This is a genomic window from Nocardioides aquaticus (assembly GCF_018459925.1).
Taxonomy (GTDB): Bacteria; Actinomycetota; Actinomycetes; order Propionibacteriales; family Nocardioidaceae; genus Nocardioides; species Nocardioides aquaticus.
In genome coordinates this window covers 780,978-803,271 of record NZ_CP075371.1, presented here as the reverse complement: position 1 = coordinate 803,271, position 22,294 = coordinate 780,978, and the positions used below count along the sequence as shown (strand labels likewise).

Annotated in this window: 16 protein-coding genes; 10 read left to right on the top strand and 6 right to left on the bottom strand. The window is 71.2% G+C overall.

The genetic code is table 11. The features are described from left to right. Nucleotides 1–86: 86 nt before the first annotated feature. Complete coding sequence (locus ENKNEFLB_RS03940) at nucleotides 87–836, top strand: hypothetical protein (protein ID WP_214057999.1); 750 nt, start codon at nucleotides 87–89, stop codon at nucleotides 834–836. A 227-nt stretch (nucleotides 837–1,063) separates the two neighbouring features. Here the strand turns inward: ENKNEFLB_RS03940 and ENKNEFLB_RS03935 are convergent, their stop codons facing one another. Continuing rightward, the gene (locus tag ENKNEFLB_RS03935; protein WP_275955959.1) at nucleotides 1,064–2,179 is read right to left on the bottom strand and encodes a glycosyltransferase; all 1,116 of its coding nucleotides are present in this window, start codon (nucleotides 2,177–2,179) and stop codon (nucleotides 1,064–1,066) included. A gap of 53 nt (nucleotides 2,180–2,232) precedes the next feature. Beyond that, complete coding sequence (locus tag ENKNEFLB_RS03930; protein WP_214057997.1) at nucleotides 2,233–3,126, bottom strand: sulfotransferase; 894 nt, start codon at nucleotides 3,124–3,126, stop codon at nucleotides 2,233–2,235. Nucleotides 3,127–3,409: 283 nt separating this feature from the next. Between ENKNEFLB_RS03930 and ENKNEFLB_RS03925 the strand changes: the two genes are divergently transcribed. The 3 genes from ENKNEFLB_RS03925 to ENKNEFLB_RS03915 all read left to right on the top strand — a co-directional run bounded on the left by ENKNEFLB_RS03925 (nucleotide 3,410) and on the right by ENKNEFLB_RS03915 (nucleotide 7,486). Next, nucleotides 3,410–4,591 carry a glycosyltransferase gene (locus ENKNEFLB_RS03925; protein ID WP_214057996.1) on the top strand — a complete coding sequence of 394 codons (1,182 nt, stop codon included), beginning with the start codon at nucleotides 3,410–3,412 and terminating at the stop codon, nucleotides 4,589–4,591. Between the two features lie 229 nt (nucleotides 4,592–4,820). After that, entirely contained in the window at nucleotides 4,821–5,804 is a 984-nt protein-coding gene (locus ENKNEFLB_RS03920) for a glycerophosphodiester phosphodiesterase (RefSeq protein WP_214057995.1), read from the top strand. A 143-nt stretch (nucleotides 5,805–5,947) separates the two neighbouring features. Beyond that, nucleotides 5,948–7,486, top strand: coding sequence for a tyrosine-protein kinase domain-containing protein (locus ENKNEFLB_RS03915; protein ID WP_214057994.1), 1,539 nt, complete (start codon nucleotides 5,948–5,950; stop codon nucleotides 7,484–7,486). 25 nt (nucleotides 7,487–7,511) lie between these two features. On the opposite strand, the gene ENKNEFLB_RS03910 is transcribed toward ENKNEFLB_RS03915, so the two are convergent. Further along, nucleotides 7,512–8,447 carry a sulfotransferase domain-containing protein gene (locus ENKNEFLB_RS03910; protein WP_214057993.1) on the bottom strand — a complete coding sequence of 312 codons (936 nt, stop codon included), beginning with the start codon at nucleotides 8,445–8,447 and terminating at the stop codon, nucleotides 7,512–7,514. A gap of 320 nt (nucleotides 8,448–8,767) precedes the next feature. Here ENKNEFLB_RS03910 and ENKNEFLB_RS03905 point away from each other — a divergent pair, with 320 nt between their 5' ends. The 3 genes from ENKNEFLB_RS03905 (at nucleotide 8,768) to ENKNEFLB_RS03895 (ending at nucleotide 12,453) form a co-directional block, all read left to right on the top strand. Continuing rightward, nucleotides 8,768–9,118 carry a hypothetical protein gene (locus tag ENKNEFLB_RS03905; RefSeq protein WP_214057992.1) on the top strand — a complete coding sequence of 117 codons (351 nt, stop codon included), beginning with the start codon at nucleotides 8,768–8,770 and terminating at the stop codon, nucleotides 9,116–9,118. Nucleotides 9,119–9,905: 787 nt separating this feature from the next. Next, nucleotides 9,906–11,201, top strand: coding sequence for a hypothetical protein (locus tag ENKNEFLB_RS03900; protein ID WP_214057991.1), 1,296 nt, complete (start codon nucleotides 9,906–9,908; stop codon nucleotides 11,199–11,201). Nucleotides 11,202–11,553: 352 nt separating this feature from the next. Beyond that, on the top strand, nucleotides 11,554–12,453 hold the full coding sequence (locus tag ENKNEFLB_RS03895) for a hypothetical protein (RefSeq protein ID WP_214057990.1): 900 nt from the start codon (nucleotides 11,554–11,556) through the stop codon (nucleotides 12,451–12,453). Nucleotides 12,454–12,469: 16 nt separating this feature from the next. Here ENKNEFLB_RS03895 and ENKNEFLB_RS03890 read toward each other — a convergent pair whose 3' ends face one another. Continuing rightward, nucleotides 12,470–13,405, bottom strand: coding sequence for a sulfotransferase family protein (locus ENKNEFLB_RS03890; RefSeq protein ID WP_214057989.1), 936 nt, complete (start codon nucleotides 13,403–13,405; stop codon nucleotides 12,470–12,472). Nucleotides 13,406–13,649: 244 nt separating this feature from the next. Here ENKNEFLB_RS03890 and ENKNEFLB_RS03885 point away from each other — a divergent pair, with 244 nt between their 5' ends. From ENKNEFLB_RS03885 to ENKNEFLB_RS03875, 3 genes are all read left to right on the top strand, one after another. After that, nucleotides 13,650–15,077 carry a hypothetical protein gene (locus ENKNEFLB_RS03885; protein WP_214057988.1) on the top strand — a complete coding sequence of 476 codons (1,428 nt, stop codon included), beginning with the start codon at nucleotides 13,650–13,652 and terminating at the stop codon, nucleotides 15,075–15,077. Nucleotides 15,078–16,119: 1,042 nt separating this feature from the next. Further along, complete coding sequence (locus ENKNEFLB_RS03880; RefSeq protein WP_214057987.1) at nucleotides 16,120–17,409, top strand: hypothetical protein; 1,290 nt, start codon at nucleotides 16,120–16,122, stop codon at nucleotides 17,407–17,409. A 152-nt stretch (nucleotides 17,410–17,561) separates the two neighbouring features. Then, the gene (locus ENKNEFLB_RS03875) at nucleotides 17,562–18,338 is read left to right on the top strand and encodes a hypothetical protein (RefSeq protein WP_214057986.1); all 777 of its coding nucleotides are present in this window, start codon (nucleotides 17,562–17,564) and stop codon (nucleotides 18,336–18,338) included. On the opposite strand, the gene ENKNEFLB_RS03870 is transcribed toward ENKNEFLB_RS03875, so the two are convergent. Then, nucleotides 18,335–19,609, bottom strand: a complete 1,275-nt coding sequence (locus ENKNEFLB_RS03870; protein WP_214057985.1) for a hypothetical protein — start codon at nucleotides 19,607–19,609, stop codon at nucleotides 18,335–18,337. The genes ENKNEFLB_RS03875 and ENKNEFLB_RS03870 overlap by 4 nt on opposite strands. Nucleotides 19,610–19,936: 327 nt before the next feature. Continuing rightward, nucleotides 19,937–22,144, bottom strand: a complete 2,208-nt coding sequence (locus tag ENKNEFLB_RS03865; protein ID WP_214057984.1) for a hypothetical protein — start codon at nucleotides 22,142–22,144, stop codon at nucleotides 19,937–19,939. Between the last annotated feature and the right edge of the window lie 150 nt (nucleotides 22,145–22,294).

Genomic DNA, 22,294 nt, shown 5'->3' with positions numbered 1-22,294 from the left:
CGCGCCGGACTCATAGGTTTTCGCTCTCACGCTCCCCTCATGAACCATGCCTACGGTTCTTGTTCCCTGAGCCTGAGGAGACCAGCATGAGCGAGCCCACCGTGGCACCGGCCGCACCGTCAAGCGGTGAGGCGAGAGGTCCCGGTGTTCCCGCTGCGCTCTCACGCGAAGACCAGCGCGCCGCCCTGCTCGTCTGGCTGGTCGTGGTCGACGCCGTCGTCCTCACGGGCAACGTCCTCCACTCCTTGGCACCGGGCTCCGGGCTGCTCACGGACAGGGAAGCCTGGAACGGCAACACCGACGGCTCGTACGCCGAGATGCTCGGCCATGCCCAGCTGCTGCTCGCCGTGGCCATCCTTGCCGTGCTGTGGCGGCGACGCGGTGGGGCGATCTACGGGGCGTGGGCTCTGCTGCTGGCCGTCGTCGTCGCTGACGACTTCCTCCGCATTCACGAGACAGCCGGTTCGTGGGCTGCTGTGACCTTCGGGCTCCCTGGCCCCGGCGGGCTTCGTGCGCAGGACGTCGGGGAGCTCGGCGTCTGGGCGGCGCTGGGCCTGGTTCTCGGCAGCGTGGTCGTCGTGGCACATTTACGCTCGCCCGATCACCGCGACGTCACGTGGACACTCGCGCGCCTCCTGCTCGTCCTCGCCGCCTTTGCTGTCGTCGTGGACATGATGGGCTCCGCAGTAGCCCGATTCCTTGAGTTCAGCGCGCTTCGGATGACCACGTTCCTTGAAACAACGGGCGAGCTGGGTGCGATGTCGTTGATCCTTCTCGGCGTCCACCAGATGATGCTCCGTCCTACCGCCCCGCCTGGGTCGACAAACCAGGTGTAGGTACAGTCCCGTGTGGCGCGGGTCACCCCTACACGTTCGGTGGAACGCCTCCCTCAGGCCGACGCCTGGGCCTAGCCGATGGAGGCCGCCGACCATCCCGAGGCCTCGTGGGGCCCCTGACCGCGAGGCGTTCCGGGTCGTCAGCGGGATGGGCTTCTCTGATCATCCCGGGACCGAGAAGCGCAGCCGACGCGTTCGCGGGACCTGGCCGACGAGGTGCCGGCCACCTAGTCGGATCCGGCGACCAGCTGATAGACCTCCTCCAGCCGCCCTAGGTCCAGCACCGGCGAATAGCGCGCGTCGTACGAGGCCCGCGCCGCCGACCTCAGCCCCTCTGCCAGGCCCGGGTCCTGACGCAGGCGGTCCAGCTCAGCAGCCAGGGCGGCAGCATCGCCTGTCCGAAACGCCCACCCGACCCTGTCGGCCAGGACCTCCGCCGACAGGTTCTCCAGGTCCGAGACCAGCACCGGCGTGCCGACGCCCAGGCTGCGCAGGATGACCAGGGGCGCACCCTCATACCACTGGGACGGGACCACCACGACCTCGGCGGCGCCCATCAGCTCCACCACCTTGTCCTGGGAGACCCAACCGACGAACTCGATCGACGAGTCGCTAGCGGCGCGCTCCTCGACGAGCGGTCGCAGGTCGCCGTCGCCGGCGATGACCAGTCGCAGTCCGGCAGGTACCTGCGCCCACGCGTCCAGCAGCGTGCGAACGCCTTTGACGTCGACCAGGCGGCCAGCGAAGAGGACGGTGCGCGGCCCGTCACTGGTCACGGCGCGGTAGCCGGGGTCGGGCACTGAGTTGGCCTTGACCTGGATCTTCTCGGCCGGGTAGCCGTCCCGGATGAGCAGCTGCCGCGAGAACTCGGTCAGCGTCAGGTAGCGGCTCACGCAGTGGTCGAAGGTGCCCATCGCGCGGTGCAACCCCAGGCTCAGGGTCAGCGCGGCGGTGGCAGGGCGGCTGTCGTGGTAGCAGGCGTGCCGTACACCGGCGAGCTTCGTGCGAGAACCGACGCAGTCCTCGCAGATCGCACCGTCACGCACACAGGTTCCGACGACGCAGGAGTAGCGGTAGCTGTGCAGCGTCGTCACCGCCGGGACGCCGGCCGCACGGGCGGCGCGGAAGACGGCGGGCGACATCAGCGGGAAGGGGGTGTGGACATGGACGACGTCGGGCCGGAACGCCTTGATCCGACGCGTCACCTCCCGGGACGCCTCCCTGTTCCACACCGCTTTCGCGCCTGCCCGCACCGCCGACAGCTGCGCCTCCTCCGCCGAGGGCACGAGGTATTGCTCCACCCCGTGACCGCCGTCGGTGAGCACCCGAGCCTCGTGGTGCATCAGCTCCGTCGCCCCACCCTGGGACGCGTGCTCGTTGTGGAGCTGGAGGATCCTCACAAGGCCTCGGAGAGCCAGGACGGCACGGCACCGGGGACCAGGGCACGCAAACGCCTCAGGTCCTCGACGTAGCGCGGGCCCAACGCCTCGACGGCGTCGGCCGGCAACCCGTCGCGGCGCAGGACCGTCCGGCGGACCCGCTCACGGAAGCGGTAGGTCGTCATCCGCTTGACCGAGGCTCGCAGCCGCGGGCTGGCGGTCGCGGCGGCGAGGCCGGCGTGCAGCAGCTTCGAGCGTGGGCTGCCGGAGATGTTGACCCGCGGTACCTCGGAGGCGGTGTCGCCGAGCGGCGCGGCGCCGAGGAAGCCCCGCACCCGTTCCAGGGTCCTGTCGTAGTCCGCCTGCAGATCGTCGTAGAAGAAGACGCCGAGCTGCTCTGCCGGGACGGCCTCCTGCATGGCCTCGATCGCGTCGGCGTAGTAGCTCATCGCGGTGTAATGCCACATGTGGTGCCACCCGGCGGCTTTGCGCTCCTCCTCGAGCGCGACGGCCTCGAGGAAGTCCTCGACCGGCTCGAGCCCGCGACCGCGCATGTATTGGAAGGCCGAGTACGCCCGGTCGACCGGCTCGCGCAGCAGCACGACCAGCTTCATGTCCGGGTTCATCGCCACCACCTCGGGCAGTGCCTGCTGGTGGTAGTACATCGTCGAGACCGAGCCGTCGCCCAGCGCGACGTAGGTGTGCTCTCGCGGGTAGAGCGCCAGGTAGGCCTCCCGGTCGGTCACGGACACCTTGTTCACGGTGTGCTCGTCACCGGGCGCGGTGAAGTGGGCGCCGGTGGCGTGGAAGGCGAAGTAGTGCGGCTCCTTCGGGTCCGTCACGAAGATCTCGGCGTGCGCCCGCAGCCCCTCGACGAGGGCACTGGTGCCGCACCGTGCGCCTCCGACCACCAGAAACGTTGGTCCGGTCACCGGGCTCCTCTTCCATGGACGCCCTAGCGGGGTCCTGCTCGTGATGCTGCTCACCTGCGATGATGCTGCGTGCGTCCTTACCGGCGCCGGGTGAACCCTAGCTGCCGAGCACTGCGTCGACAGTCGGTCCGTGAGAGTGAATCAGCCGCTACTACATATTGGGGAAAGAACTTCTGAGGTCGTTCCTTCACCTCTCTGCGGCCTTACGTTCACTGTCACCGAGCGGAACGCCGCCGGGGGACACACACCAGGAGCTCACGTCATGGCCATCTCCGCGCTCAGCCCGGCCCAGCTCGCCGGGTCCCTGCGCCGCGAGTCAGCCCAAGCTCCCGCCTACACCCTCTCCACGCGACTCGGTACCGACCTCGGGCATGCACCGCCCTACCACAGGGCCGCGCCCCCGGTCACCCGCGTCGTGCACGTCGTCGAGGCCTACGGGGGCGGCGCCGCCGCGGCCGTCTCGGACTACGTCGAGAGCAGGCCCGACCTGGACCACGACCTGGTCTATGCCGACCGCCCCGACGCCCGGGTTCCGCCGCGCTCGGAGTCCATCTTCGCTTCGCAGCACATGTTGCCGAGCGGCCACCTGACCTGGATCCGTCATCTGACCCGGCTGATGCGCGAGGCGCCGGAGGGCACGCTGTTCCACGCCCACTCCAGCATGGCCGGCGTCTACCTGCGTCTCGTCTCGAGGTGGGTGCCTGGTCGGCCGACGGCCTACACGCCTCACTGCTACGCCTTCGAGCGCCGCGACAAGGGCCGCGCCGTCGTCCTGGCCTTTTACCTGATCGAGAAGATGATGGCGTGGTGGTCCCCTGCGACGGTGGTGGCTGCCTGCTCCCCGCGCGAGCTCAGCCTGGCACGGAAGCTGCGTCGCGGCGTTGCCGGCGTAGTCGTCCCCAACATCGCCCCGGCCGAGCTCGGCTGGCACCCGCTGCGCAAGCCGCCGGCCACGCGACCGGTGGTCGTGGGCGCTGGTCGCCTCAGCCCGCAAAAGGACCCGTCGTACTTCGTGGCTTGTGTGAAGGCGCTGCGTGACGCCGACATCGACGTCGATGCACGGTGGCTGGGCGACGGCAGCCCGGAGATGCGCGCCGCCCTCGAGGAGGTCGGTGTCGAGGTCAGTGGCTGGCTGCACCGCGACGAGTTCACCGCGCGCCTCGGCAAGGCCGACGTCTACGTGCACACCGGCGCGTGGGAGGGCTTCCCGATCACGATCCTCGAGGCGATCACCGCGGGGGTGCCCACCCTGGCCCGCGCCATCCCCGCCATCCAGCGCTACTACTTCCCGGTGCCCCTGACCGACCCCCGGGACTTGGTCAATGGATTGACCGACCTCCAGGACGAGGACGTCTGGGCCCGTGTCGAGGACCACCACGCCTGGCTGCTCGCCATGTGTTCCCGCGAGCGCCAAGTCGAGGCCCTGACCCGCGTCTACGGCTGACCCACCCCCGCCTCCCGGGTCAAGCCGGGTAGCAACCTTGGGGGAACAAGCTGGCATGACCGCGCCCCCTCTATTGTGGTCTCGTTCACGTCCGCGTCACATACACAGCGACCGCGCAGCTCTTCCGTGTCCTCCGGACGACGCGGCGCAGGTCATGGGGAGACCTGTCCACATGTCGTTCGCCATCCGAGGCACCGCTGCGCTTGCGTCGGCGGCACTCACCGCAGGCATGGCCGCGGGCTCCCTCGCCGCCGCTCCCACTGCCACCGCGGCACCGACGTCCTGCGACTCCCTCGAGGTGATCGCCCACCGGGGCGACGACACCCGTGGCATCGACCAGAACACCGTCGCCGCCTACGACAAGGTAAACCGGAACGGCTACAGCATCGAGGCCGACGTGTGGGTCGACGCCGAGCAGGTGCTGTGGATGTTCCACGACCGCAGCACGTTCAAGTCGACCGGCACGCCCGGACTGATCAACCAGATGACCACCGCCGAGGTGGAGGCGTTGCGCTACCGCAAGGCCGGCTCGCCGCTGCTGAAGCTCGAGGACGCCTTCACCGCGTTCGAGGCCTACCCGGAGACGCGGGTCTACCTCGAGCCCAAGAACCCCTCCGTCGCCGACGACGTGGCCGATGCCGTCGTCGCCCGCGGCCGCACCACGTCGACCTGGATCACGGGGTACACGGACCAGGTCCGTGCAGCGCAGCCGACCGTCCAGGTGGTCCAGAAGGTCGACGGCACCCTCCCCCGGCGTCCCAGGGCCTTCCTCCGAGCCGGAGTCGGCATCGTCGCCGGCCAGTCCGGTCGTCTCGAGGCCAGGACGGTAGCGCGCTACCAGCGCCGGGGCATCGAGGTGCAGGGCCGCAACATCAAGAAGACGGGGTCCTGGCGGCGCCTCATCCAGGCCGGGGCCGACGCCCAGCTGACCGACCGGCCGGCTGGACTCGTGGCCTTCTGCCCCGTGGCGCTCGAGGACCCGCGGATCAAGCCCCGCAGGTCCGGTCGCACGGGCCCTCGCGCGATGGTCATCCGTGGCTCGTTCTTCTACGACGTCCAGAACGTCCGTGTCGCCGGCCGCGAGGTCGCCTTCAAGGTGGCCTCGCCCCAGCGCATCGACGCCCGGATCAAGGGCGTGCGGGCCAAGCGGGTCCGCGTCTACGTCCGCACCCCGAACGGTGCGGTCGAGCGCACGGTCCGCCTGCGGCGCTGATCCCGCGTCCGGACCCGGCAACCGCAGGAATGGCGGCGGCGGGTTCGGGCCTGCCGTAGTCTCCTCCCGGACCAGCGCGTGTTCCGCTCCCCGACACCGTCGCCCAGCGACCGCTCCGCCGACCGCAGAAGCGAGAACCCACGATGACCGAGGACTTCACCCAGGTGTCCGGCCACGCGGCCGTGCTGCGCCGACGGGGATGGATCATCGTCCTGGCCGCCCTGCTCGGCGGCGTCCTCGGCGCGCTCGCCGCCCCGCTCCTCGCCAGCTCCTACAGCGCCGAGTCGGTCGTGCTCGTCCCCGTGGCGCAAGACTCCGCCGACCCGACGCTGGTCGACACCCAGGTCGAGGTGGTCACCTCCGACGACGTCGTCCGGCGTGCGGTGGCGGACCTCGGCGACGGCACAGAGGCAAACGAGCTGCGCGACAGCCTGACCGTCGCGGTCGTGCCCGACACCACGGCGATCTCGATCACCGCCGCGCGAGCCACCTCGGCGGACGCGATCGCGGTGGCGGACGCCTTCGCCACGGCCTACGTCACCTTCTCGCGCGAGTCGGTGACCGAGGACCGCGCCAGCACGGTCGAGGAGCTCGAGCGTCAGCTCGACGAGGCGTCAGGCCGACTGGTCTCCCTGCAGCGGGACGTGGACGGCCTCACCGGCCTCGACCTGGCCGAGGCTCGGGCCGCGATCACGCGGCAGCAGCAGCGACAGGCCCGGGTTATCGACCGCCTTGCCGAGGCGCAGGACCCGACCACGGCTCCCCGGTTGGCCGACGTGCTACAAGAGGCTGTGGCGACGGGTGGCGGCAACGGACGCCTCCGCGCGGGACTCTTCGGCGCGGTCCTGGGGTTCCTCGTCGGCCTCGTCATCGCCTACGCCCGCCACGCCTCGGACGATCGGATCCGCGACGAGGACGAGCTGGTGCGGCTGGTCGGCAGCACCCCGATCCTGGGGCGTATCCCGCGCGCGTCCACCGGGTCCCGGGGCGGCGGGGTGGTCGGCGACCCCGGCAGCAAGACCGCGGAGGCCTACCGAGGCCTTGCGGTCAACCTGCGGCTCCGGGTCGAGCACCCGCGCTCGGCCAGCGGCAACCGCACTGCCCCGGTCGCCGGCGCCGGGGTGATGGCCCTGATCATCTCGGCGTCCCCCGGTGAGGGGAAGTCGTCGGTCGCCGGCGACCTCGCACTCACCGCGGCCGGGATGGGCCTGCGGGTCGTGCTCGTCGACGCCGACCTACGCAACCCCCAGCTGGCCGCACGCTTCGGAACCCCCGCCGGGCCCGGACTCACGGACCTGCTCCTACAGGACACGGTCAGCACGCCCCGTCCCGTCGAGGTCGGCGTCGACAACCTGCGCCTGCTCCCGGCGGGCGAAATGCACGCCGACCCCGCGACGCTGCTCAGCCGGGCGAACGCCACCACGGTCTGGGACGCACTACGGGCCGAGAACGACCTGGTCGTGGTCGACACCGCTCCGGTCCTCTACGCCGCCGAGACCCTCGAGCTGGCCACGGAGGCCGACCGCGTGGTCATGGTGGTCGAGCGTGGCAGGACCACGCGCCGCGACGTGCGGACGGTGGTCGAGCGGATGCAGCTGGTGGGTGCGACGCCGTCGGGTGCTGTCCTGACGAAGGTGCCCGCACGGGACGTCGTCGGCGGCTACTACCCGCGCCAGCCCTGACGCGCGCCTGCGGCGGGCGGGTGGCTCACCAGCCCAACGGACGGCCCAGCAGCTGCTCGAGCTCGGCGTTATGCGGGGCGAAGTGGTCGCGCAGACGGTCCCGGGTGCGCGGGTCGATCTTCGGGTAGTCGGTCCGCACGTTAAACGCCTCGAGGCTCTGGTCGAGCGCGTGGTCCTCGAGCCCGAGGTGCTGCTGCACCTGCTGGAACACCCCCTCCGCGTCGGTGCGCAGCTCGTCGAAGGTCAGCACCAGCAGCTGCTCGCGAGGGAAGGCCTCGAAGTAGCGGCGCAGCTGCGGGGCGTACTCCCCGCGGCGCAGGTAGGCGTGGTGGTCGTGGTCGAAGTCGTAGGCCCGCGGGTCGGCCAGAGCACTCTCGGGTCGGGCCAGACGCGCCGGCTCCGCGGCCACCGCCTCCTCGAAGCTCGACAGCGTCTCGTTGCCGGTGGCGACACGATCCCAGTAGTTCGAGTAGGCCCGTGACACCGGCTCGCGCAGGATCGCGATCAGCCGCGCGTCGGGAGTCGTGGCCCTGATCCGCTCGGCGGCGTAGGGGTGGAAGAGGTAGTAGGGCGAGCTCTCCCCGGTCTGCTGCGGCAGACCCACCTTGCCGGCCCGCCGGGAGCGGGCGGCGTAGGTCGGGAAGTGGGAGAGGTACCACGACTGCCCACGCCAGTAGTTGATGTCGAAGTAGTGCGGGCTCTTGGCGCTCTGCGCCCTCGGGATCATCCCCATCACCTGGGGGTGGCGCAGCAGCCAGTTGATGACCGAGGTGGTGCCGCCCTTCTTCGCCCCGATCACCAGGAACTCCGGCGCCGGCCGCCGCGAGGCGGTCGCCGAGCCGTAGCTCCGCACCGCCGATCGGATCCCGCTCACCACGGGGTCGGGCAGCAGCGCCCGGGCTCGGGCGGCGGCCGGTGACCGGCGTACGCCGCCGATCCCCCGCCCGGTGGGTCGACTCATCCGGCGTCTCTGACACTGCTCTGCGCGCGTGCACCTCTGGCCATGGACGGATCCTGACAGACCGGGACCCGGAGCGGGGGAAACGGAGCAGACCGGTCGACGCCGGCTCAGCGCTGGGGGGACCTGTCAGCCGCTCGACCAGCTCCCGGGCCCAGCCAGCCCGCGCGGGCGGTGCATCGTCGAGCTGACGGTCGCGGACGAACCGCAGGTTGACCTCGAGCAGGTAGCCGCGCAGCACGGCGCTCCGCTGGTCGCCGTCCAGGTCCCAGGCGTCGGCAAGCACTGCATGGGCGTCGCCCAGCCACAGGTCCTCGTTGCGGATGTCGGTGCCGCGGCTGCGCTGCTCCTGGGCCAGGAAGTGGACGTGGTCGAAGCCGGCCAGCGCGGAGGACGCGTGGTGCTCCCAGTCCCAGAGCAGCACCCGCTCGCCGGCCACCAGCTGGTTCCACGAGACCCAGTCGCCGTGCCAGGCCCCCGTGCGGACCACCGTGTCGCCGTGGTCGCGCAGCAGCGCGGCGAGCCCGTCGGCCAACCACGTCCGGTCGGCCTGGGAGACGAGCGCGTCGATCTCGCGCCCCAGCCGGTCGACGAAGGCGGTGTCACGCAGCGGCTGCGCGATCACGCCGCGCGAGGCGGCCAGGGCGCGCATCTGCGGCACCGGCGGCTCGTGACTGGGACCCCCGGTCGCGCTCACCAGGGCGGAGATCACCAGCACGTCACTGCCGTGCCACCGCACGTAGGCCAGTGCGCGCGGCGCCACCAGACCCGGGACGTGCTGGACGGGCTCCTGGGCGAGGACCGCGTACTCGGTCTCCATCACCGCCTGGGCGACCTCACCCCGGCCGACCTTGGCGATCGCCAGCGGTGTGCCGTCGGCGGCGAACGCCCACACCACCAGGGTCCGGTTGGGTCGGGGCTGCCCGAGCCGGACCACGACGTGCGCGACATCGCCGACGACCGCACCGAGCAGGTCCTCGATCCCGCCCGGCTCCGGGGCGGCCATGACATGCAGGTGGCGTGCGCTGAGCCGGTGGAGCAGCGTCCAGCGCTGCAGGTAGGACAGGGTCAGCATGGGCAGCCCCCGGAACCCGCCCTGGGCGGGCCGCAGCGCCACCGCGACCTCCGGCGCCCGAGGCACCAGGTAGCGCGGGCGACGCAGCGACGGCACCACCGCGTACGTCGTGTACCCACCCCCGCCGGCCGCACTCCCGCCGGGCGCCCCCCGTGGGCGGCGTGCCAGCGAGATCGCACCGGATGCCGGCCACAGGGCCTCGGCCGCCGACCGCACCGTGGCCGGGCCCGTGCCGGTGGACGCCCTCCGCCTCATCGCGCGCACCGACATTCCTCCATCATTGGGCCCGGATGGTAGCCGGTCGGCCCCCTGCGCCGCAGGCGAACGGGAAAAGACGACGTCCCGGGTTTTGCGCCGCGACCCCGTGTCCGGGTTAACGTCTGCCAATGTCCACGCACCGAGACTCCGCCGTGACCGACGCCAACGGCTCGGCGCGCTCGCCGTACGCCTCCCGAAGGATCGCCCTGCTCGGAGCCGCAGCCGGCGCCGGTGTCCTTGCGGCGCCCGGCCCCGCCGCCGCCGCTCTGCCCCTGGTGCGCCCGATGTCGTCGGCCGCCGTGGTGGGAGCCTTCGGTGTCAACGCGCGACCGAACTTCTTGAGATCCGGCTACCGCTTCTACAAGCAGTGGATGGGAGCGATCGCAGACATGGGCGCCACGTCGTTCCGTGGTCTCTACGCCCCCGGTCTGCCCCGGACCCTCGAGGTCGTGGCCGAGGCCCGCCGCCTGGGGCTGACGTGGGACATGGTGGTGGTCCAGGGCCGGGGCACCTCCTCGGAGAAGATCCGGCGCACCCTGCGTCACATCGCGGCGAACGCCGCCGACGTCTGCTCGTCGGTGAAGGGGTTGAACGAGCCGAACTACGACCGCGGCACCGGACCGGTCGCCAACTGGGAGACCGACACGCTGAGGATCCAGCGCGTCATCTGGGACACCGTCCAGGCCGACCCGCGTCTCGCCGGGGTGACCGTCGTCGGCCCCACCCTGCAGGACAACACGGCCGTCCGGGCCGACTACCAGCGCCTGGCCGACCGCGGACTGCTGAGGACCATGGATGTCGGCGCGATCCACCGCTACCCGGGCGGGTCCTACCCGGACCACCTGATGGACGACCGGCTCTCGATGCTGCGCCGGACCTGGCCCGGCAAGCCGATCTGGATCGCGGAGACCGGCTACACCAATGCCGTGGCCAGCCGCAGCGGGCCCCGGGCCGTGCCGGAGTCTGTCGCTGCGGCGTACGGCCCGTCCGCGCTGCTGGAGGCCGTCGACCGTGGGTGCCGGACCGCGTTCTTCGAGATGCTCGACGACCCGGACGCCGGCGCCAAGGACCACCCCGAGGCCAACTTCGGCCTGTTCGCGACCAGGACCGGCGACGGCCCGCCGTGGCGGGCGAAGCCCATCGTGGCCAGCCTGCGCACGCTCCTGACGTCGCTGGCCGACCCTGGTCCGGCCCACACCCCCGCCCCGATCAGGTTCAGGGTCAGCGGCTCGAGCGACCTGCGGGCCACGCTGACGGCGAAGCGGGACGGCACCGTCACCGCTCACGTGCGTCGGGCGAGGGACTGCTACGACTCGTCTGCTCGTCGCGCGATCGCCGTCCCGACCGTACGGGCGAAGCTGGAGACCGCTGGAGGGGTCCGCTACGTCGAGGTCGACCACCGGGTGACCTCCGTGCGCCTCTGACCCCGGCTCTCCACTGCGGTGGCACTGCCGCTTCTGCGGTCATCGGTGTCTCGAGGGTGAAATTGTCCCGGGCCGGACCTTCAAGTCGGTCGGGTAGGGAGCCGATAGAGGGAGTGACGGCGTCGCACCGACGTCGCCCCCTCTCCCCGGAAGACATCCCCCCATGTCCTTCAGCAGCGGCACCACGCCCCCCACCCCTGTCGTCTCCCGCCGAGGCGCACTGATCACTGCGGCCGGCGGGATCGGTCTCGCCTCCGTCGCCTCGTCGGCCACGGCCGCCAACGGCACGCGTTTCCGCGCACGGACCGTGGCGGCCCGGCGTCGCCGCAGGCCCCGTCGGCCCCGTCCGGCGGTGAACCCGGCGACGAACCTGACCGCCGTTCGCGTCTTCCCGTCCTACCGGACCAAGGTCTACGGCCAGCACGACGCCGTCCTGGAGCGTCTGGGTGACCTCGGCATCAAGCGGATGAGCCACAAGCTGACCCCGGCGATCGCCTCGAGCGCGGCGGTCATCTCCTTCACGCAGCGCGCCTACTTCGAGCACGGCATCAAGTCGTGGCTGACGGTCGGCGAGCCGCGGGTTCCGATCAGCCCCGCCGAGTGGGACAAGATGGTCAGGGTCCTCAAGGGCCCGCTGGCCGGGATGGTGGAGCGCGTCTACGGGTGGAACGAGCCCAACCACGTCCGCGGCGGCGGCAGCCCGCTGCCCGCCGACTGGCACCTCAAGGCCGCAGCCCACCAGGCACAGCTCTGGGCGCGGATGGCTCCGCTCGGAATCAAGGTCGGCACGCCGCAGCTGTGGTCCGGCGACTTCGACCGGCACGACCGCGATCTGTTCAAGCTGGCTCCGCACATCCGGGGGAACTTCGACCACATCGGGTGGCACCTCTACCCGCGAGGGACCGTCGGCGAGCACCTGCTGGACCGGTTCGAGGACACCTATCGTGCGGCCCTGGGGGGCACCTTCCCCGTCGTGTGCACCGAGGCCGGCTACTTCACGGCCCCGAACTACCGCGGGGGCGCCATCAACGTCACCGAGGCCCAGGAGGCCGACTACCTGCCCAAGCTGGTCGACTCCTACGTCAAGCGCGGCTACGGTATCTCCTACTTCGAGCTGCTCAACGACCCGGATCCCAGCGGCGCGAACCGCGAGGCGCACCTCGGGCTGTTCAACACCCCGAGCATGAACCCTGCCAGCTGGACCCCCAAGGCCGGCTACCACTCCCTGAAGGCGCACCTGGCCGGCAACTAGGCCTGATGCTCGCCGGCTACCAGTCGGTCCCGCGAACACCGGGCGCAGGACACTCCTGCTCCCACGCCTCAGCCCAGGACAGCCCGAGTCGGACGTCCTGGGCACGGAGGCTGGTGGCCGCCGCCAGCCGCGCGGAGGCGTAGAGCTCCTCGAGCCGGCCATGCTGCTCGTCATCACACGTGGCGAGCGCGGTCGTCACCGACTCGGTCTCGACGGGCCGGGTGGACCAGTCCCGGACCTTGCGCAGCCGCTCGGGCCCCAGGGTCCGTCGCAGGGCGGGGTAGAGCCCCCACCGACGCACGAGACGGCGCCCGGCGAGGATGCCCGAGCTCTTGACCTCGACCACCTGGTTGCGGTGGCGACCGGCGGTCTCGCCGGCGTCGGTGAACGGCTCGGTGGCCAGGCCGGTGGCAGCCGACAGGACCGGGAGCAGCTCGTCGAGCCGCTTCGTGACCACCGGGAACGGCACCACGAGGAGCCGGTCGGGCCCGAAGTGCTTCTCCAGGCGCGGCAGCCAGTGGGCGTAGTCGCTGGCGCCGGCGTAGATGTCGGTGCTCCGGAGCGCTTCGCCCAGGGTGCGCGCCGACTCGTTGCGGAAGTAGTCCCGGTGCAGCTGCATGTGGGAGACCAGCCGGGCGACCGGATGGCGTACGGCGTAGACCACGAAGGCATCGGGCGCGGCGTCGGCCAGGTGGTCCAGGGCATCCGGGAAGTGGGCGTAGGTGTAGGACATGCTCGCGTCCAGGCGCATCTTCCCGGGCCGGCGCGGCGTGAACAGGCCGTCGTACCACCCAGGCCCCCGGTCGTGCTCGCGGCTGAAGTAGTTCGGCTCCTTCACCGCGCACGGGTCGACCTGAGGGTGCTGGCCGAGGACTGAGGCCAGGAAGGACGTGCCGGACCGGGCAGCGCCGGCGATGACGAGGTCCGGGCCCACCTCGACGGCAGCAGACATGTGAGCTCCAACTTTCGACGGTGATGCCGACCGGTCGGCAGCCTATGGCTCCGCCGGTGCGGACCTACGCGAACTGGACACTCCCGCCTCCGAGGCGACGTCGCGACTGTTGGCGATGATAGAGGAGCCGGCAGCGTCAAGGGAAAGAACCCTCAGCTCACCAGCGACAGCTCCGGGTCACCGGCAGGTGGACCGAAGACTTCGCCCCGTCGGGGTCCCCGTGGAACGCTGTCCCCATCTCTCCGTGTCCGACGCCAAGAAGGAGCACGCCCTCATGAAGTGGCCCCTGCTGCTGCTCCTCGCGGTCCTGCCCCTGCAGTGGTTCGTCGTCGTGCGCGGGATCCGGCTGCACCTCCTCGCGCTGTTCGTCTTCCTGGTCTTCACCCTCGCCACCCACTCCTCCCGGGCGTTCCAACCGGTGCTCCGCGTGGCGTGGGCCTTCGTGGTGGCCAACTTCGCGCTGAACGTCGTGTGGCTCGGAGCGAACGGCTACCACGGGCTCGGCTTGCGCCCACCGGTCGAGCAGCTGGTCTACCTCGCGGTGTCGGTCGCCGTGGGTGCCGCCGTGTATCGGGCGCTCCGGAGCGGCGGCGCGGTCGCCGGGCTGCGGTGGGCGGCGCTGGTCGCCTCGGTGTCCCTGGTCGGCGCGCTGACCGTCTCGATGGCGCTGAACGGTGTCAACGCGGCGGCCGTGTTCGGCCAGACCATCGCCGCGGCGGACCCCGAGATCCTGCAGAAGGAGCTCTACCGGGCTGCGTTCACCGGGTTCGGCTTCGAGGAGGACGTGGTCAGCGGGAACCTCCGGCACGAGGTGTTCGGCGCCCTCCTCCTCGCGATGACGGTCTCCGCCGCCTGCGTCGGTGTGCGCCCGTTCCGGTCGGTCGTCGCGCACCGGCTCTACCTCGGGTCGATGGTGCTGGCGACCGCCCTGATCCTGCTGTCGCTGTCCCGCTCGGTGATGATCGCGTTCGCCGTGTGGCCCCTCCTGGCACTGCTCCGCGCGGTCCTGGCGATGCGGCTCACACCTCGCCTGGTGGGCGGGATCGCGGTCGGCGCGGTGGCCACCGCGGTGCTGGCCTTCACCGGCGTGCTCTCCGTGCTCTGGGTGCGGTTCACGCAGGACACCAGCTCCTACCAGGCCCGTGACGGCCTTTACCAGCTCGCCTTCGACAACATCCGGGCGAACGCCGTGATGGGCGGCGTGGACACCGTCAGCGCCAGCTCGCACAACTTCGTGCTCGACAGCTGGCTCCGGGCCGGCGTGTTCGGGGCGGTCGCCGCCGCCGTGGTCCTCGTCCTGCTGGTCGGCCTCTTCGTCTCGCTGGCCATCCGGCTGCACCGTGAGCCGGTCTGGGTGCTGCCGGCTGCCATCATGCTGGTGCTGCCGCTCGTCCGGTTGATGACCGCGGGTGGCGGGCAGGTCCCGCCGGTGTCTTGGGTCGGGCTCGGTGTCGCCGCTGGCCTGCTGGCCTACCGCCGTGCGCTGCTGGACGACGACAGCGCCCGTCCTGACGCCGACGTCGCTCAGGCGCGCCGGAGGTACGCCGCGAGCTCGTCGAACGCCGGCTTGTCGACCCAGGTCGCCGGGTCCACCTCCGGGCACTCGACGAGCCCCAGGCTCGCCTCGCGCTCCGACGCCGACGGATCCGGGTCGTCGAGCAGCTCGAAGTAGGAGATGCCGTACCCCCGGGAGACGTAGGCGTCGACCAGCTCCGGCAGGAAGCCCGCCTTCTGGGTGGGCGTGAGGTTGGCCGCGCCGCCGGAGTAGTCGGCCGCGTCCAGGTACCCGGCCTCCGTGCAGATGACCGGGAACGCGCCGAGCAGGTCGCGGTAGGTCGCCTCGAACCGCTCGATCAGGTCGACCCCGACGTCGCCGCGGGGGTAGAGGTGCCAGCCGACGTGGTCGAAGGTGCCCTCGAGGAGCGGGGCCAGGACGGCCAGGTCGGCGTCGTGGGTGTCCAGGTCGCCCGACCACAGCTGGGGGGTACCGATCTTGATGCCGAGCGGCGCCACCCGCGACCACAGCTGCTGCTGGTGGGCGGCCGTCTGCTGCGGCCACTGATCGGTGAGCGGTCCTCCCCGCGGTCGTGGTTGGGCTCGTTCCACCCGAAGCACCGCTCGACCATCCCGGCCAGCTCGCCGGTCAGGAGGCCCTCGACCTGGTCCCACTCCCTGGCGCCGAGGGGCACCCGGGGCGAGCCGACGGTGAACCAGGACTTGATGCCGTGCTCCCGGTAGGCGCGCTGGGTGAACGCGATCGTCGCGGGGTCCATGGACGGGCTGAGCTTGTGCGAGATGCGCTTGATCCCGAGGGTGCCGAGACGGCCGAGCACGGCGTCGTGCCGGCCGTAGACCGCGGTGCGGTAGGTCGGGAACACGCGCACCGCGACCAGCTGCTCGACCGGACGCCTCATCGCCGGCATGAGCCGGCTCGGGCCGTCAGCCGGCGGGTCGCCACCGGTAGTGCAGGCGGTGAGGCCGAGGGCGGCACCGAGGGCGAGGCCGCGGCGGGAGATCACCAGAGACGGGCGGGCTTCTTTCGCGGTGCTGCTGCGATTCACACCGCGTCTCCCTCGTCCTGTCCTTGCCGGTACCTAATTTCGATGATATCGGGCCCTGTGCGGCCTCTCGGCGCCATTCCCGGAGCAGTCTTCCACCGTGCCCGCTGATGGGCCTCTGCCCGGCTCGGGCCTCGACCTGCATGGGAGAACGACATGAAGTGCAAGACCCTGGTACGCCTCGCTGCCGCGGCGACCTGCGGCATGCTGGCGGTGGGCGCCGGCGGCGCCTACGGCTCGAACTACGCCCAGGACACGGTCGTGAACGCGACCTCCGAGCGATGGGTGCCCCACGTCGCCGACACCCCGGGCGAGCCGAAGGCGGTGGCGAACACGATCGCCGAGGCCGGTTCGCAGATGGTCGTGGGCGGCCGGTTCAAGACCGTGCAGAACGGCAGCCGGAGCACGCAGTACTCGCGGAGCAACGTCTTCGCCTTCGACGCCGCCACCGGCGCGCTCAACGAGGGCTTCGCGCCCAACGTCGACGGCGTCGTGTGGTCAACGCTGTCCGACGGCACGTCGGTGTGGATCGGTGGCACGTTCCGCAACGTGAACGGCACCGCACGCGCCACCCTCGCCAAGCTCGACCTCGCCACGGGCCAGCTCGACACCGCCTTCAACGCGAGGCTCAAGGGTGGGCGGGTCAGCGACCTCGAGCTGGTCGACGGCCAGCTCATCGTGGCCGGGACCATCCGGAGCCGACTCATGTCGGTGGACCCGAACACCGGCGCCGTCACCGATTACATCCAGCACACGGTCGAGGGCAAGCTGCCCAACAGCGACGCGGCCCAGGTCTTCAAGTTCGACGTGAGCGACGACGGCCAGCACCTTGCTGCGGTCGGGAACTTCACCGGGATCGACGGTCAGGCCCGCCCGCGCATGTTCATGCTCGACCTCGCCCCCACCGGCTCGACGCTCTCGTCGTGGAACTACGAGCCCAACGGGATCAACTGCACCTCGCCGCGCGCCAACGCCCAGGCGTACCTGCAGGACGTGGACTTCGCGCCGGGCAGCTCCTGGTTCGCCGTGGCCGCCTTCGGATTCATGTACCAGAACGGCCAGCGCGGCCTGCAGCTCTGCGACTCGGTGTCCCGCTTCGAGACCGACAACCTGGACCCGGTCAGCCCGACCTGGATCAACTACAGCGGTGGCGACTCGCTGAAGTCGGTCGCTGTCACCGGTGCCGCCGTCTACGTCCAGGGTCACAGCCGCTGGCTGGACAACCCGTTCGGTGTCGACTTCGCGGGCCCCGGTGCCGTCAGCCGCCTCGGCGGTGGCGCCGTGGACCCGAACACCGGCATGGCGCTGGACTGGAACCCGGTCATGCCCCAGCAGTCCGGCGGTTTCCAGATCCTGCCGACCAGCGAGGGCGTCTGGTTCGCCACGGACGGCACCCGCTTCGGCGGTCGCTATGCGCGAGGGATCCGGTTCGCGGCCCTGCCGTGACCGTCCTGAACGTCTGACAGAGAGCGGGCCCCACCGGAGCGTCACCACGCTGACGCGCTGCCGGTGGGGCCCGTTCTCCTTCCCCGTCCCCGGGTCCCCGGACCCTCAATGGCTGAGACGAGCACGCTGATGACCTCTTCCGGCAGTCCCCGATGACGGCGGCGGCGGCGTTCGCCGCGGCACCGTGGTCTGCACGAACCCGCGGCGCGATCTTCTACGTCGTGTGCGTCGGGCTCCTGGTGGTCACCATGGCCAAGCTGCTCACCTACGTCCTGCCCGGCGGCCTCGCCGCCCAGCTCGGCAACTACGGCGAGTCCGTCCTCTACGCCGTGATCGTCGCAGCCACCATCCAGGTCGCCCGCCGCCACCGGCCGCCTACCTCGCGCTCGTGGCTCGTGGCCGGCGCGTTCGCCGTCGTCTGCGTGGGGCTCGCGATCGCACTGCGGCAGTCCACGCTTCCGCCGGGTGTGCGGACCCTGACCGAGCCCCTGGTCGCCGGCGGGCTCACCGCCCTGTACGTCAACCTCCGGCGCCCGGTCCGATGGCCGCTCGCCTGGAGTGCCGTCGTGGTGACCGTCGTCCTCGTGTTCTTCGACACCGAGATCGTGCTCGAGCAGTCCGAGGCCTTCGGCTTCCTGGTGCTGGCGCCGATCTGCCTCGACATCGTGGACCGCAGCATCCTCGACCCTGTTCAGCCCGACCGGCCCGCCCGACGGCTCGCCTGGTGCGCCTCCCTGGCCGTTCTCGCGGCGGTGGCACTGCTAGCGGCGTACGCCGTGCGGCCGGACCTCTCCGGCCCGGTCGAGCACGGGATCGACTACCTGCACCGCGCCGCGGAAGCGTACTGGGGCTGGATCCTCATCCACCTCTACCTCGGCTTCTGGCTTCCCGGTCGCCTCGGTCTCCCGGGACGACCGGGGCACCGCTAGTTGGCGGCGACCGGAGACGGGAGCGGCGCGAGCTGGAGCCCACGACGCGGTGTCCCCCCGAACGATGCGGCGTCGTTGCCGATCCAAAGCCCGGCCGAGTCGGCCAGGAACGCCTTGCCACCGATCTTGGTCTGGCCCAGACCAGGGTTCCACGAGACCGCCAGCCCGGTGCGCGGGTCGATGGCACCGATGGCACTGCGCCTGGCGGCCGCCGCGCCGGAGACCTTGTCGCCGGTGCCGATGCTGGCGTAGCCGTCCGGGTTGTCAAGCCACTTGAAGTGACCGCCGGCGTAGACCGCCGCTCCGGTGTCGCTGACCGACCAGACGCTGTCACCGCCGGTGTAGTTGATCCACTGGGGCTTGGTCGGGTCCGCCAGGCTGAAGCGCCCGATCCCGTCGCAGACACTGGTGTCGGGACGGTTCGCGTCACCGAGGCGGGCGTACCAGATGTCGGTCTTCTCGGCCGGGATCTGCCCGGTGGCGGTCACCGTGATGGATGATCCGTCCGGGGAGAAGTCGACCCCCTGCAGGTTGGCGATGCGCCGGGGCGCCTGGGTGGCGCACGGTTTGGCGAAACCGGGGTAGTACCAGGGCGACAACGAGGTCGAGGTGGGCGCGAGGTCGAGCATGAAGAACTTGCTGCGTGCCTCACCGTCAACCTGCTGGAAGTTGCCCGTGACGGCGAGATGGGTCCGACTGGGGTCGACGGCTATCTGGTGGGCGGTGACGGTGCCCCACGAGCCCGGGAGCTGATCGGTCACGGAGGTCGTGATCCACCCGTCGTCCCTCCCGGTCGCCGGGTTGAGGGACGTCACCTTGCGTGCTGGGTTGCCGGCGACGACCAGGTGCTTGACCCCGCCCACCTCGACCAGCTCGAGGTCGTTGACCTGCCCCTTGCGGAAGGCGGGCCGGAAACCGGTGTCCAGTGCGCCGGTCGTCGCGTCGAGCTTCGCCACCGCACCCCGGACGACGCCGTCGACGCTGGTGAACGTGCCCCCGATGTAGACCGAGCTCGTGGCGGGGTCCGTAGCCAGCGCCCAGACTTGGCCGCCGGCCAGGCGCGGCGTGAACCGCGTGGACAGCTCGCCGGTCCCGCGGTCGAACGCCACCACGTGGGTGCGCAGCGCCTCGACCCCGCCCTGCTCGACCCGGTCGAAGGCACCCCCGGCGAACATCGTGTCGCCGAGGACCGCCAGGGCGTCGACGTGCGGGTTGGGCAACGTGTCGGTGGCGACCAGGCGCGGCATGACCGCAGAAGCACGGATGGTCACGACGTCAGCGTGTGGCTCTGCCGCCCCCGCTGGCGAGGCGGAAGCGAGGCACGCGGCCCCGACCACCGTGAGCGTGATCGTGTTGCGCAGCGCTGTCTTGAGATGCATGGTGTCGCCCCCCCCCCCCCCCCCCCCCCCCCCCCCCCCCCCCCCCCCCCGGATCCCGGACACCCCAGGACCCATCCGGAGCGTAGGCAACTGGACTGGAGTTGGCGACCTGAGGCCGGGTTCTTTCGGATCACGTGCCTGCCTGAGGGGTCGAAAGTCCCTGGCGGGGGTCTTGAGTCACTCCTCTTCACCCGCTCTCGACCCGCGTCGGCGGGCCGGTCAGCGGCAGGTGCCGGAGGCGGTGTCCAGAACCTCGCCGGAGACGCTGACGAACTCCGAGCTCCAGCTGCCGTCGGAGAGCACGAGGCGAAGTGCACCGAGCTGCTCGTTCTGCCGGTAGACGGAGCGTTGGGGTCCCGTCCGCCACTCCGTCGACGCACGCCCACCGGAGCCGACCACCATCGACGTCAGCCCACTGGCCGACGTACTGCCGTCGGGCAGCCTCGGGGCGAAGCGCTGATAACCAGTGTCGTGGGCCGACAGGATCAGATCGGCCCCGTTGGAGTAGGACTGGTTGAACAGGACCTGCCCGAATCGCTGGTCCCCCAGCACGCCGTCCGAGAGGGCCGGCCGACTGGCGAACACCACCTCGCAGGTGGACGCCGCGTCCCGCAGCTCACTCCTGAGGAAGACGCCCTGGGGCTGCTTCGGGGCGCAGCCACCGATCTGGGGGCAGTTGGAGTTGGCGCCCACCAGGGTCCAGGCCCCGGCGTCGGTCGCGTGGTAACCACCGGTCCGGTCGCCGGCGCGCGCACCCCAGTAGTCGAAGTAACCGGCGGCACCGGCGGTGAGGTAGTCCTCGTCGCCGGGAACCGGGAGTGTCCGGGCGTACAACCCAGGACCGTTGCCCATCGCCGGGTCGTAGTACTGCTGGTAGTCGGCCAGGGAGCCCTGGGGCGCCTGCAGGCCGCCCAGCCCGAGCACGGCGGTGGTCTCGGTGTCGTCGGCGATCAGCCGCCCCACCTGCGCACACCGCTCGTCGCTCACCGGGTCGCCAGCCTCGCAGGACTCGCCCACGGCCCACACCACCTGATCGGGAACCGGCGGGGCCGGCAGGGGCACCGAGGCCAGGCCGCGGCGCGGGGCGCCGGCGAAGGTGGTCGCGTCGTTGCCGACCCACAGGCCGGCGGCGTCGGCCAGGAGGACCTTGCCACCGATCTTCGTCCGCCCCAGCGCGGGATTCCACGAGTTCGCGAGTCCGGTGGTCGGATCGATGGCCCCGATGGCGCTCCGTCTCGTCGCCGGCGCACCGGACGTGCGGTCGCCGGTCCCGATGCTGGCGTAACCGTCGGGGTTGTCGAGCCACTTGAAGTGCCCCGCGACGTAGACCGCTGCCCCGGTGTCGCTCACCTCCCAGACACTGTCGCCCCCGGTGTAGTTGATCCACTCGGGCTTCGTCGGGTCCGCCAGGCTGAAGCGCCCGATCCCGTCGCAGACGCTGGTGTCGGGGCGGTTCGCGTCGCCGAGCCGGTGATACCAGATGTCGTCCTTCTCCTCCGGGATCTGCCCGGTGGCAGCGACCGTGAGGGAGGTGCCGTCCGGGGAGAAGTCGATCCCCTGCAGGTTCGCGACCCGTCGGGGCGTCTCCGTGGCGCACCTCTTCGCGAAGCCCGGGTAGTACCACGGCGACAGCGACGTCGAGGTGGGGGTCAGGTCGAGCATGAAGAACTTGCTGCGCGCCTGGCCGTCGACCTGCCGGAAGTTGCCCGTGACCGCGAGATGGGTCCGACTGGGGTCGACCGCCACCCGGTGAGCAGTGACGGTGCCCCACGACCCGGGGAGCTGGTCGGTGACGGACGTCGTGATCCAACCGTCGTCCCGGCCGGTGGCAGGGTTCAACGACATCACCTTGCGTCCGGTGCTGCCGGCGACGACGAGGTGGGTGACGCCCCCGGTCGCGACCAGCTCGAGGTCGTTGACCTGCCCGTCCTTGAAACGCGGTCGGAACCGGGTGTCCAGCTCGCCGGTGCTCGCATCGAGCTTGGCCAGCACGGGCCGGGACGCGCCGTCGACGGTGGTGAACTTGCCTCCGACGTAGACCGAGTCGGTGGCGGGGTCCGTCGCGAGCGCCCAGACCTGGCCGCCGGCCAGACTGGGGGTGAAGCGGTCGGACAGCTCACCGGTCTCTCGGTCGAAGGCCATCAGGTGGGTGCGTGCGGTCTCCCGTCCACCCTGCTCGACCCGGTCGAACGCACCCCCGGCAAACATGGTCCCGCCCAGGGCGGCGAACGCGTCGACATGAGGCTGGGCCACCGCGCCGTTGGCGACCAGGCGCGGCATCGCCGGCGACGAGCTGGTCGTCACCACCTCGGGGTGGGGCTCCGCGGCGCCGGACGGTGGCGCGAGGCCGAGGCAGACGGCTCCCGCCACCGCCCCCGCGGCGACGATCACGGTGGCCTGACGACAGGCATTCTTAATAACAGTCATGGTGGTGCCCCCCCGGACCCCGAGGCGACAGGGCCACGCTCACCCAGCGTACGGAGACCACCGCGCCCTGGCGACCGAGGACGGCGTTCTTTCAGAAGTGGGTCCGGTCGGAAGGGCCGGGGGTCCCCCGCGACGTCCCGCAGCCGCTCG